Raw genomic sequence first — 11,801 nt, 5'->3', positions numbered from 1 at the left:
CGTATACTCAACACGATAGTGGGTCTTATTCTTCTTCATTTGGCTCTTTCCAGAGGATGGTGACCGTGGAAGGTCGTTTTTACGCGCATTATCGGGCGACCGTGGAAGGTCGCCCCTACGCGTCTCTTCTGGTTCTGGAGTCTTTCTCAAATCTCTTCCGATGATAGAAATGATGAAGTCTTTGTGCTTAAGTTTCTTCTTCATAATTTTCTCCTCAATCCCCCTCACCCCTCCCTCTCCCCACAAGGGAGAGGGTGAAAGAGGAATGAAATAAAAAAAGCCGAATTAACAACATCTCCCTAAAGGTCCCCTACCAAAGGGTGATGCGTCAATTCGGCATCATTTACGCGAGTTAGGTTAACTAACTGAACAGAACTATACCTCACTCAGATAGTTTACCTATACTCCAGAACTACTCTTCGGTAACCCGGCTATCTCGATTTTAATCGGGACCCGTGGCTTTGCGTCCCACCCTTTCGGTATGGTTTGCCTTTATCGGAGTAACCTATTCAATTTTCAAAGATTTTTGTGAATGTTTCCCAACGCGCTTTTTATTTCTTCTTTGGCCTTATGCTAATAAAAAAGCCGAATTATCAAAATTTTCGAACCCCGCCCTCGGCATTTCACCGTAAGTGTGGGTTGATAATTCGGCTCGACTCTTCGGTGGCCCGGCTACCTCATTGTAGGGGTCCGTGGCTTTGCGTCCCACCCTTTCGGTGTGGTTTGCTATTATCGGAGTTCGTATTCTACTTTCGCTATTATATTATCACAACTTTTCTTGATTGTCAAGGGCAAAATTGTAAATTTCACGTATCTAAAAATCCACTATTCTTTAACCGCTATTTTAATAGACCTGCTGTAACCAACATTGCCCCAAAAATCCTCAGCTCCTACTCTCAAATAGTGGATGCCCTCTTCCAATTTCCCGGGGTCGAGGGTAATGGAATAGGGGACTCCAAAGGCAATCCTTCCCGTTCTTACCCATTTTTTAGCTTGCTTTGTGCTTTTGTCCCGGGATATTTCCAGCCACGCTCTCACAATATCCCCACCTGATACTGAAGCAGCGACTACCCTCTTTTCTTTAATCTCTTCCCCATCCGCAATATCGAGAATTTCCACGGAAACCCTCTTATCATTGGATGGCACAAGTTTAATAGCCAGGGCAGGTTCGAAAATAGACACCGAACGGCTCAAAGAGGAGGAAGGTTTGCCCTTTGACTCTTGGTCAAGCCAGGTATTAGCCTCCTTGCTTCCCCATGCACTAGCCAGTATGGGAGATACTTGAGCTGAATTGAGGTTCTCATCTGGCGACCAGAGAGCCACATAGTTCTCTTTATCGAAACTTACCAAGCCGAGGGGAATCTCAACCCAGAACCACCTTGCCTCCCCTACTTCCTCAAGAGCCTCTTCAGGATCACCTTCCAGTGGAATATCCTTTTCAGAAATTAAGAAAAAAGAGTATTTTTTATCCCATTGAGGAGAAGAATTAATTCCAATATATATCTTACCCGAATGCGGAGAGGATAGTTTCTTTTCCAATTCTTTTATCTTTTTACTTATCTCCTTGAAACTCTCGTATTTCAATTGCTTTGCCGATGCTTCTCTCTTTTCCTTTGGCAAATTCTTTAACCGCTCCAAGTGATTCCTCACCCGCTCAAGCTGCCTCCTGATAACGTTCTTAGCCCTCCCCAGCTTGGCTCCCAAATAAGCCTTTGCATAATCACCTTTGGGTGCCTCAGGAAGCTTGGTAATCCAGGCATGGTTATATCCAACATACCAGTTGCCATCCCAGCCACTGGTAGCAAAGAGTGCAAAATCGTTCAGATTCTCAACCTCTGCAATTATCACCGGATATAGATTTTCAGAAGCAGCTAACCCTTTCGCATTAAAACTGTGCACCAATAAGAAGCTAAAAAGCAAGATTACTAACCTGAAGGATTGTTTAGCGCTGGTCACTTTCGGGTTTCTCCTCCTTTTCGATCTTTATTTCGATTCTGAGCTGATTTGCTACCATCTCAGCAACCCTTTGCACACTTCTATTCTTATCATTTAGAGCTTTCTTAATACCATCAACCACAGGTTCGGTCGTCTCTCCAATATAACCCAATGCTCTTAATGCTTCTGTCCTGATTCGTATATCTTCGTTTTCCAGTTCTTTCAGCGCGACATCAAGACCTGACTTATCGCCTAATTTTCCCAAGGCACTGGCAGTAGCACAGCGAGTCCTGGCGTCTTCATCCTCTAACAGTTCTTTCAATGGTTCAATTGCGCTTGCTACTCCCAAAATTCCTAATGATTCAGAAGCATATAATCTCACTCGTACTTCTTCATCCTGCAGTGCTTCAATCAAAGCCTCGCCAGCCTCAGGGTCACCCAGTCTGCCCAAGGACCTGGCTGCCGCAGCGCGGATTCGTCCCTTCTCATCTTTCAAAGCTTCCAGGAGAACCGGTGTCGCTCTCTTATCTCGTAAATTGCCCAGGACCTGAGCTGCACTTATGCGCACCCCTTCATTCTCATCTTCTGTTAAAGATTCAATTAAAGGCAGAACGCTCTCCTGGTCTCTAATATAACCCAGAGCAACAACCACACTAATGCGAACTCCATCGTGCTCATCTTTCAAAGCCTCAATTAGGGCTGGAGTAGCAGACTTATCCCTCAGATTCCCCAACGCATCTGCTGCATTTACTCTCACACCAAAATCCTCATCCTGGAGAGCTTCAATCAATGCCGGTAAACTTGCCTTATCCCTCAACTTGCCCAGGGTCTCTGCTGCTTTCCTCCTTTCTCCAGGCTCCTCACTCTTAAGCTCCTCCATAGCTGATTTGATTTCCGGCCCTATCTCTTTTTCCTGAGCCTGAAGAAAAGCCAGAAAGCCGAGAAAAAATAGGACCAACAGAAGCACAAACCATTTAAACTTTTCTTTCATCTTTTCCCTCCTTGGGTTTTGCGATACTGCTTTTATTAATATTATACTGCCATTTGCCTTTCCCATCAACAAAAATTTTAAAAATTAAAAATTGACGCGAAGCTTTGCTTCGCTACTCCAAAAAGACTCTGGAGTCCTTGCGAAAGCAAGGTCTTTCCTCCCTTTCGGGAGGATTCCAAATTCTGGAGTGTGAAACGAAAGTTTCGCCGCTGGTCAAGCTTTCGCTTGACACTCCATTCCTCCCTTTCGGGAGGACTCCAACCTTTTAGTATTTTACTTTTATCAGAAAAAGCCCATGGGGAGGAGCGGTCCGGGCACGTAATGTAGAGGCTTTCCCATTAAGCAATGCCCTTATATATTCTGGCTCGATTTTTCCCCTTCCCACTTCAATCAGAGCTCCTACTATCCTTCTTACCATCTTGTAGAGGAAGTAATCGGCTTCAATTTGTAAGATACATAAGTTCTTCGCTTTTCTAATCTTGAAATTTTTGACGGTGCATTGTTTGTTTTTTCTGCTCGAACCTGTGACAGAAAATGGAGAAAAGTCATATTTTCCGACGAAATATTTACTGGCTTCTCTTATTTTTCTCCAGTCGAGAGTTTGAGGAATATGCCAGGAGAATCCTCTCCCCAGTGCTGAGGGCAAGAGTTGTTTCAGAATCTGGTAGCGATATATTTTGCTCTTAGCACTATAGCGGGCATGAAACCTGGGGGGAACTTCTTTAACCTCTTTTATAACGATATCCGAAGGAAGGATGCTGTTTAATGCTTTATTAAGGCTACCGGTGGTCAGCTTCTCATTTCTGGTTTTGAAGTTAGCAACCTGGCCAAGAGCATGGACTCCAGAATCTGTGCGCGCTGCACCTATCAGTCTTATCTTTTCCTCCAGGATTCTTTCCAGAATTTTTTTTATCTTTCCCTGAACTGTAGATTTTCTCTTCTGGATTTGCCAGCCAAAATAGTCTGTTCCATCATATTCAATGGTGAGTCTTATGTTTCGCATTCTATGATGTCATAAAATTATGAGAGCTACGGAAAAGCTAGCAGTTATCAAAATTGTTAATAAGTCGGAAGTTCTGAACTTTATGGCTTCCAGGTCTCCTCTGGGTTTATCCGGGTCGTAGGCTCGCGATTCCATGGCTAAAGCGAATTCATCGGCACGCCGGAAGAGATTAACCAGGAGTGGCACCAGAATGGGAATAATGGCCCGGATTCTTTTGATGGGATTCTTATGAGAAAAATCTGAGCCTCGAGACTTCTGTGCTTTGATAAGTTTATCCATCTCTTGGAAAAGTAAAGGGACAAACCTCAAGGATAGGGTCATCATCATAGCAATCTTTTGTGAAGATATCCTCACCACTTTCAAGGGAGAGAGGAGAAATTCTAATCCCCCGGTCAATTTCTGGGGCGAGGTGGTAAGAGTAAGAAGGGAGGCAATGAGCATTAGAAAAATTAGCCTCAAAGCAATGAACGTTCCCAGAGATAAACCCTGCTCGGTAATCTTTAGTGGACCGAAGGAAGCAATTAGGGTTCCTGGAGTGAAAAGTAAATGGAGGAGGAAAGTAAACATGATAATCCAGAGTAAGGGCACAAGTCCTCTAAGGACGAACTTAATGGAGAGTCGTGCTATGAGAATTACGGTCAGTAAAAATATGGCAAGGAGAAAATAGCTCCACAGGTTCTTAAGAAGGAATATGGAAAGTGATATAATCAGAATGGCTATAATCTTTGTCCGTGGGTCGAGCCGGTGAATGGGAGAATTGGAAGGGATGTAGCGACCGATAGTGAGGTTATTTAAGAAGGACATTTAGGACCCCGGTATTTTTCTGTTAATCAATTCTTCCCCTATTTGAACTGCATTTAGAGCAGCCCCCTTGAGGAGGTTATCGCTTACTATCCACATATTGAGTCCATTGGATATCGACTGGTCCTCTCTAATGCGACCAACGAAAATCTCATCGCTATCGGCAGCCTTTGTGGGTAATGGGTATTTTAATTTACTGATGTCATCTACAACTACCACTCCTTCTGTTTTCTTTAAAATCTCTCGAGCTTCTTCAGGAGTAATTTTTCTCTCTGTTTCAATATTCACTGCTTCCGAGTGGCCACGAAAAACAGGTACCCGAACACAGGTGGCGGTGATGGCAATAGAGTCGTCCTCGATTATCTTCTTTGTCTCGTTGACCATCTTCATCTCTTCTTTCGTGTAGCCATTCTCCAGAAATACATCGATCTGAGGAATGCAATTATAGGCAATCTGGTGAGGGAAGACCATTGGTTTTACTTTTTTTCCAGAGGCAATAGCACTAACCTGCTCTTCCAGTTCAACCACTGCCTTCTGGCCTGCGCCAGAGACCGCCTGATAGGTGGAAACAACAATCCTTTTAATTCTGGCTTTCCTGTGCAATGGAGCCAGGACAACTACCATTTGAATCGTTGAGCAGTTAGGATTGGCAATGATCTTTTTATCTTTAGATAAAGTATGGGAATTTATTTCCGGGACAACCAATGGCACTTCGGGATCCATCCTCCAGGCACTGGAGTTATCAATCACAAATATGCCTTCCTGAGCAGCAAGTGGGGCATACTCTTTGGAAATAGAGCCGCCAGCAGAAAAAAGTGCAATATCTAATCTGGCTTGGAGGCTCGGTTTTTCTCCTGGAGAGGAAACTTTAAACGAGGAGGGATTCAGTTTTTCCACTACAATTTCTTTCCCTTTAAATTTTAGTGTTTTCCCCCGGGAACGCTCAGAAGCCAGGAGTCTCAGGTTAGCTACGGGAAAATTCCGTTTCTCCAGCATTCTAACCATTTCCCTGCCTACAAGCCCGGTCGCTCCCACTACTCCCACATTATATTTTTTCATTTCCTAACTCACAATTACGAGATTGCTTCACTTCGTTCGTCCCGATGAATCGGGACCACAAACTTTTTGTGCGTTCCGTCTCATACTTAGCTAATATACTTGGCGATAAGGTCGCCAACCTCAGATGTGGACAGGCCCATCTTTCCAGCACTCAAGCCTTTTATCTTCCCAGAAGATAGAGCTTTTCGGACAGCTCCATCGATTAACTTTGCTCCCCTCTCCTCACCCAAATTTTCCAAAAGCATCTGTCCGGCAACTATGGTAGCAATAGGATTTATTACATTCTTACCTGTATATTTTGGGGCACTTCCATGAATGGGTTCAAACATGCTTACACCCTCAGGGTTGATATTTCCTCCGGCTGCCACTCCCATACCGCCCTGAATCATTGCTCCCAAATCAGTTATTATATCCCCAAACATATTGCAGGTGACAATAGTATCAAACCACTCAGGATTTTTAACGAACCACATACAACAGGCATCAACGTATGCATGGTCTTTCTCTACATCGGGATACTCTTCGCCCACTTTATAAAATACTCTCTGCCAGAGGTCATGAGCAAATGTCAGAACGTTCGCCTTATCTACAAGAGTTAACTTCATCTTCTTCTTTCTCTTCCTTGTTAATTCAAATGCATACCTGATGCACCTTTCCACGCCCTTTCTGGTACTGATCATCTCTTGCACGGCAACTTCTTCCGGCGAGCCCTTTTTCTCAAACCTCCCTACGCCCAGGTATAGACCTTCTGTATTTTCTCTCACCACCACGAAATCTATATCCTCTGGCTTTTTGTCTTTTAGTGGAGTGGGAACCCCGGGATAGAGAATAATTGGCCTGAGGTTGATATACTGGTCGAGCCCAAAGCGTAGTCTCAGTAAAAGCCCTTTCTCTAATATGCCTGGCTTTACCTGGGGATGCCCCACTGCTCCCAAATATATGACGTCGAGTTGTTTCATTTCTTCCAATGCAGAATCGGGAAGGACTTCCCCTGTTTTCAAATATCGCTCGCCACCGAAATCATAAGTTACAATTTCGTATTTAAACCCTGCTTTTTTTGAAGCAGCATCTATAACTTTGAGCCCTTCTGTAATGACTTCCGGACCTATTCCATCTCCCGGAATAACTCCAATCTTATACACCTAAACCCCCTAACTCTCCTGCCTTTTTGACTTATCTTTTACATATCTCATCAAGCCACCAGCAATAATTATCTCCTGGATAAATTCTGGAAAAGGCTGTATTTTATAATTTTCCCTCTTAGAGAGATTGGTTACCTTGCCTTTACTTAAATCGATTAAAATCTCATCTCCAGAATCGATTCTCTTCGACGCCCTCTTACTTTCCAAAATGGGAAGTCCGATATTGATAGCATTGCGATAGAAGATGCGGGCAAAGGACTCTGCTATTACACAGGAAATGCCAGCTTCTTTAATAGCTAAAGGAGCATGTTCGCGGGACGAGCCACAACCAAAGTTCTTTCCTGCCACTATACAATGTCCTGTAACTGAAGGACGGCCCAATTTTCCTACGAACTCCTCATCAACCCCTTCCATACAATGTCTCGCTAACTCTTTAGGGTCGTAAGTGTTTAAGTATCTTGCAGGAATAATATCATCTGTATTGATATTATCCCCGAATTTATGGGCTTTTGCCTTAATTTCCATTTTAATTTAAATTGGATATATTTTGTAGGAGACGACCGCTGTGTCGTCCCTACCTCTGACAGACACGGCAGTCTGCCCTTACTTCAAATGGACAGACACGGCGGTCTGTCCCTACTGCAAATTTACCATGGCAATGGATCTATCATTCCTGAATATTGCCAATCCTCAACATCATCAACCAGCCCTTTTCTTACAGGATTAGCCAAAATATATCTACATATTGAAACTAAATCTTCTTGCCTTCTCGCTATATGGTCATAATAACTTCTTTGCCATAATTTGCCTTTAATGCCCACGTATTTCCAACCTATTTGAGTGGTATATGTCTTAAATTCTTTAATTATTGTGGGAAGATTCTTGCCATCTTTGGGAGAAACTGCTATGTGCAAATGGTCAGGCATAAGACAGTAACAATAAAGAGATATATCAGCTTTCTTCCGTCGATAGATAAGCGATTCTATTATTTGATTGGCGAGTCTTTTATCTTCAAATGGACAGACACGGCGGTCTGTCCCTACTTTATGTCCGGCACATATTGTCAGAAAATAAACGTACCTTGAATCAGTATAATCAAAATCCTTTAACCTTAAAATCTTCCTCCGTTTATATAAGTCTTTCCACTTTTTCATATTTTGTAGGGGACGACCGCTGTGTCGTCCCGTTCCAAATTTTATAACTCTTCGGGGCTGGTAATTTTTCCCGCAATAGCTGAGGCTGCAGCAATTGCAGGATTGGATAGGTATATTTCGGATTTGGGATGTCCCATCCGACCGGCAAAATTCCTGTTTGTAGTGGCTATAGCCTTTTCACCTTCAGCCAATACTCCCATATGACCACCAAGACAGGGACCACATGTGGGGGTAGAAACTACTGCTCCTGCATCAATAAATGTCTCCAGGAGACCCTCTCTCAATGCCTCCCGATAGATTTTTTGGGTAGCAGGAATTATTATTAATCTCACTCGTGGATGAACCTTTCTTCCCTTTAAAACTTGCGCACTTATTCTAAGGTCTTCGATCCTTCCATTGGTGCAAGAGCCGATGACTACCTGGTCAATATAGACCTCCCCTACACGGCTGATCGGTCTGGTATTGGAAGGTAAAGGAGGAAAAGCAACTTGTGGTTCAATTTTACTGCAATTATACTCAATAACCTTCGCATATCGAGCGCTTTTCTCTCCGTGGATAATCTCATAAGGCCTTTCTGCCCGGGCCTCGATATATTCGATAGTCTCCTTATCTGGCTCAATAATTCCACTCTTTGCTCCGGCTTCCACCGCCATATTACACATAGTTAAACGGTCAGCCATAGTTAACCGCCTGATAACAGGACCTGTAAACTCCATAACCTTATACAGAGCTCCATCTACCCTAATATCTCCAATGGTATAGAGAATCAAGTCTTTCCCTGAAACCCACTTATTCAACTTTCCTTTATAAACGAACTTGATTGTCTCGGGGACACGGAACCAGCATTTGCCAGTGAGCATGGTGAAAGCCAAGTCAGTCGAGCCCACGCCACAGGCAAAAGCCCCTAATGCTCCATAAGTGCAAGTATGGGAATCGGCTCCGACGACAAGGTCTCCAGGAAGGACAATACCCTCCTCGGGAAGCAACGCGTGTTCAATCCCCATCCTTCCTACCTCATAATAGTGGCTCAAGCCCTGTTCCCGTGCAAAACTCCGGAGAATCTGGCATTGCTCGGCCGATTTGATGTCCTTGTTAGGAGTAAAATGGTCGGGAACAAGGACGACTCTATCAGGGTCGAAGACCTTACCTCCTCCCACTTTTTTAAATTCTTCAATCGCCAGAGGTGCGGTTACGTCGTTTCCCAGGGCAATATCTACTTTAGCCTCAATGAAGGTGCCTGGTGCAACGCTCTTTTTCCCACAGTGTCTGGCCAAAATTTTTTCTGCAATTGCCATACCCATAAGGAAACCTCTATCTCTTTTTTCCTAACTTTCTTCTTGCCACCAGCCTATTAAGATGAGAAAAAGTACCTGTCACTTTTTTTGTCACCTTTTTTTTCTGGCAATCATCCTGTTCAACGCATTAACATATGCTTTGGCACTGGCTTCAATTATGTCTGTGGAGGTGCCTCGACCGGTTACTATATTTTTAAATTCCTCAGCGCGGCCTGGAGCAACTGGTGCAATCTTAACTGTAACCTCGCCCAGAGCATCCTTGCCCACAGAAACTGACTTAAGGCTGTAATCGATTAGTCTACACTTAATATTTGTAATTCGGTCTATTGCTCTAAAAGCAGCATCCACTGGACCATCGCCACAGGAAGCCTCCTGCAGGACTTCACTCTTAGCCGTCTTCCCCGGCGCAACTAACTTCCTTAACCTCATCGTGGCAGTGGGAACTACTTTGTTTCCAGTAATTACATTTATATATTCCAGTTTGTATACCTCGGGGATAAGAGATATCTGGTCTTCGATTATAGCCTCGATGTCTTCATCAAAAATATCTTTTTTCTTATCAGCAAGTAATTTAAACTGCTGAAATGTCCTATCCACTTCCTCATTGTTCAATTTATAACCTAATTCCTGCAACCTCTTCCGAAAAGCATGGCGTCCCGAGTGTTTCCCTAAAACGAGTTTCCTCCCTCCCAATCCCACCGATTGGGGAGTCATAATCTCATAAGTCAATCTTTCCTTGATTACTCCGTCCTGGTGAATTCCTGCTTCATGAGCAAAAGCATTAGCGCCAACGATAGCCTTATTGGGCTGAACGATTATGCCGGTAAGTTTACTGACCAGGCGGCTTGTCTTGGCAATCTCTTTTGTCTCGATATTGGTATAGAAAGGAAGCAGGTCTTTCCTTGTCCTCAAGGCCATCACCACTTCTTCCAGAGAAGCATTTCCCGCCCTTTCTCCAATACCGTTAATAGTGCATTCAATCTGCCTGGCTCCCAGGGAAATAGCTTCTAGTGAATTAGCTGTGGCCAGTCCTAAATCGTTGTGGCAATGGACACTAATAATGGCCTTGTGAGAATTGGGAACCCTTTCAATTACCATCCTGATTATTCTTCCAAACTCTTCCGGCAGGGAATAGCCGACGGTATCTGGAATATTGATTGTAGTAGCACCAGCATTGATTGTCTCCCCCACCACACGGCAGAGGAAGTCTGGATCCGTGCGCACAGCGTCTTCTGGCGAAAACTCTACATTGGGAGTAAATTTTTTCGCATATTTTACTGCAGCCACAGCTTCCTTAAGGACTTCTCCTCTTGACTTTTTCAATTTATACTTTAAGTGAATGTCACTTGTAGCAATGAAGGTATGAATGCGTGGGTTCTTCGCATACTTTATTGCATTCCAACAGACATCGATGTCTTTCTTTGTAGCCCGGGACAACCCGGCGATTACCGGCTTCCTAATCTTTTGGGAAACCAGCTTCACTGCCTGGAAATCTCCTGGCGAGGCTACGGGAAAACCGGCTTCAATGACATCCACACCCAATCTCTCTAATTGTTCAGCGACTTCCAGCTTCTCGTTTATATTCAGACTTGCTCCCGGAGATTGTTCTCCATCTCTTAAAGTTGTATCGAATATTAATATTCTCTCCTTGTTTAATGCCATTTCTCTTCCTCCACTTACTGAGTAAAACTTTTAGCGCTGTTTAACCCACTCCAGGTGTAACCTATAGAACCTCCACAGTGCATTCAATACGCCTGAGAGCGTGTAACTAACAAAATATATAACAAATATTATGGAAATTATCTTAGTGGAAAAAAACCAGATAACTAATGCAACCACCATAATAATCAGAGTTCTGAATGGTTGCTTTCTGGTAAGTTTAAGATTCTTTAAATTTATATACTTAATTTTACTCACCATCAGAAAGGATAAGACTATCATAATTAGAGGGATTGAACCGAAGAAGAGATTCATCTCCTTTACCCAGAATGGCAAAACAAGAAAAGAAGCCAACATACCCCCGGCCACAGGAATGCACAAACCATCGAAATAAGCGATATCTTTCTCCACAATTTTGACATTGAACCTTGCCAGCCGCAAAACTCCAGCAATCATAAATAGGAAGGCTATCAACATCCCCCACCTTATATCTTTTAAAACTACCTGATACATCAAAATTGAAGGCGCCACACCAAAGGAGATTAAGTCGGCTAAAGAATCGAACTCCAAACCAAACCTACTAGTGGACCTGGTGAGTCTGGCAATTCTGCCGTCAAAAACATCCAAAATAACTGCTAGAAGTATCGCCCAGGCACTGGAGGTGAAATTTCTCTCAATGGCACAAATGATCGCATAGAAACCTAACCCTGCATTTGCCAGAGTGAAAAGTCCGGGAATAAAATAGGTTCCTTTCTTCACCTG

The 11,801-nt window shown here is 43.5% G+C and carries 12 protein-coding genes and 2 riboswitches; all 12 genes read right to left on the bottom strand.

Going from position 1 to position 11,801, the window contains the following annotated elements; translation table 11 throughout:
* The coding region (locus tag VMW39_01750) for a hypothetical protein (GenBank protein ID HUW22743.1) at window positions 1–204 on the bottom strand (204 nt) is incomplete at its 3' end.
* A gap of 214 nt (window positions 205–418) precedes the next feature.
* A riboswitch (cyclic di-GMP riboswitch) is annotated at window positions 419–501 on the bottom strand.
* A 158-nt stretch (window positions 502–659) separates the two neighbouring features.
* Window positions 660–738, bottom strand: a riboswitch (cyclic di-GMP riboswitch).
* A gap of 87 nt (window positions 739–825) precedes the next feature.
* A complete protein-coding gene (locus tag VMW39_01745) occupies window positions 826–1,956 on the bottom strand; it encodes a hypothetical protein (GenBank protein HUW22742.1) in 1,131 nt (376 codons plus the stop codon).
* Window positions 1,943–2,926: a HEAT repeat domain-containing protein gene (locus VMW39_01740; protein ID HUW22741.1), complete on the bottom strand. Its 984-nt coding sequence runs from the start codon at window positions 2,924–2,926 to the stop codon at window positions 1,943–1,945. The genes VMW39_01745 and VMW39_01740 overlap by 14 nt, the downstream gene beginning before the upstream one ends.
* 265 nt (window positions 2,927–3,191) lie before the next feature.
* Window positions 3,192–3,929: a tRNA pseudouridine(38-40) synthase TruA gene (truA, locus tag VMW39_01735; protein HUW22740.1), complete on the bottom strand. Its 738-nt coding sequence runs from the start codon at window positions 3,927–3,929 to the stop codon at window positions 3,192–3,194.
* A 9-nt stretch (window positions 3,930–3,938) separates the two neighbouring features.
* Entirely contained in the window at window positions 3,939–4,733 is a 795-nt protein-coding gene (locus VMW39_01730) for an energy-coupling factor transporter transmembrane component T (protein HUW22739.1), read from the bottom strand.
* A complete protein-coding gene (locus VMW39_01725; GenBank protein HUW22738.1) occupies window positions 4,734–5,789 on the bottom strand; it encodes an aspartate-semialdehyde dehydrogenase in 1,056 nt (351 codons plus the stop codon).
* 86 nt (window positions 5,790–5,875) lie between these two features.
* Window positions 5,876–6,931 carry a 3-isopropylmalate dehydrogenase gene (locus VMW39_01720; GenBank protein HUW22737.1) on the bottom strand — a complete coding sequence of 352 codons (1,056 nt, stop codon included), beginning with the start codon at window positions 6,929–6,931 and terminating at the stop codon, window positions 5,876–5,878.
* 9 nt (window positions 6,932–6,940) lie between these two features.
* Window positions 6,941–7,456 (bottom strand): 3-isopropylmalate dehydratase small subunit, encoded by a 516-nt coding sequence (locus VMW39_01715; protein HUW22736.1) that lies wholly within the window; start codon window positions 7,454–7,456, stop codon window positions 6,941–6,943.
* 122 nt (window positions 7,457–7,578) lie between these two features.
* Complete coding sequence (locus tag VMW39_01710; protein ID HUW22735.1) at window positions 7,579–8,085, bottom strand: transposase; 507 nt, start codon at window positions 8,083–8,085, stop codon at window positions 7,579–7,581.
* A 41-nt stretch (window positions 8,086–8,126) separates the two neighbouring features.
* Window positions 8,127–9,386 carry a 3-isopropylmalate dehydratase large subunit gene (leuC, locus tag VMW39_01705; protein HUW22734.1) on the bottom strand — a complete coding sequence of 420 codons (1,260 nt, stop codon included), beginning with the start codon at window positions 9,384–9,386 and terminating at the stop codon, window positions 8,127–8,129.
* Between the two features lie 84 nt (window positions 9,387–9,470).
* Entirely contained in the window at window positions 9,471–11,042 is a 1,572-nt protein-coding gene (locus tag VMW39_01700; GenBank protein ID HUW22733.1) for a 2-isopropylmalate synthase, read from the bottom strand.
* 30 nt (window positions 11,043–11,072) lie between these two features.
* The gene (pssA, locus tag VMW39_01695; protein ID HUW22732.1) at window positions 11,073–11,798 is read right to left on the bottom strand and encodes a CDP-diacylglycerol--serine O-phosphatidyltransferase; all 726 of its coding nucleotides are present in this window, start codon (window positions 11,796–11,798) and stop codon (window positions 11,073–11,075) included.
* Window positions 11,799–11,801: the final 3 nt, after the last annotated feature.

The organism is bacterium, from assembly GCA_035530055.1.
Classification (GTDB): Bacteria; UBA6262; WVXT01; order WVXT01; family WVXT01; genus WVXT01.
The sequence above is the reverse complement of the archived record's forward strand: the minus strand, read 5'-3'. Positions and strand labels throughout refer to the sequence as shown.

Coding starts and splice junctions, on each gene's coding strand:
- VMW39_01725 (HUW22738.1), bottom strand. CDS start 5,789: ATGAAAAAATATAATGTGGGAGTAGTGGGAGCGACCGGGCTTGTAGGC.
- VMW39_01715 (HUW22736.1), bottom strand. CDS start 7,456: ATGGAAATTAAGGCAAAAGCCCATAAATTCGGGGATAATATCAATACA.
- VMW39_01740 (HUW22741.1), bottom strand. CDS start 2,926: ATGAAAGAAAAGTTTAAATGGTTTGTGCTTCTGTTGGTCCTATTTTTT.
- VMW39_01700 (HUW22733.1), bottom strand. CDS start 11,042: ATGGCATTAAACAAGGAGAGAATATTAATATTCGATACAACTTTAAGA.
- VMW39_01710 (HUW22735.1), bottom strand. CDS start 8,085: ATGAAAAAGTGGAAAGACTTATATAAACGGAGGAAGATTTTAAGGTTA.
- truA (HUW22740.1), bottom strand. CDS start 3,929: ATGCGAAACATAAGACTCACCATTGAATATGATGGAACAGACTATTTT.
- leuC (HUW22734.1), bottom strand. CDS start 9,386: ATGGGTATGGCAATTGCAGAAAAAATTTTGGCCAGACACTGTGGGAAA.
- VMW39_01730 (HUW22739.1), bottom strand. CDS start 4,733: ATGTCCTTCTTAAATAACCTCACTATCGGTCGCTACATCCCTTCCAAT.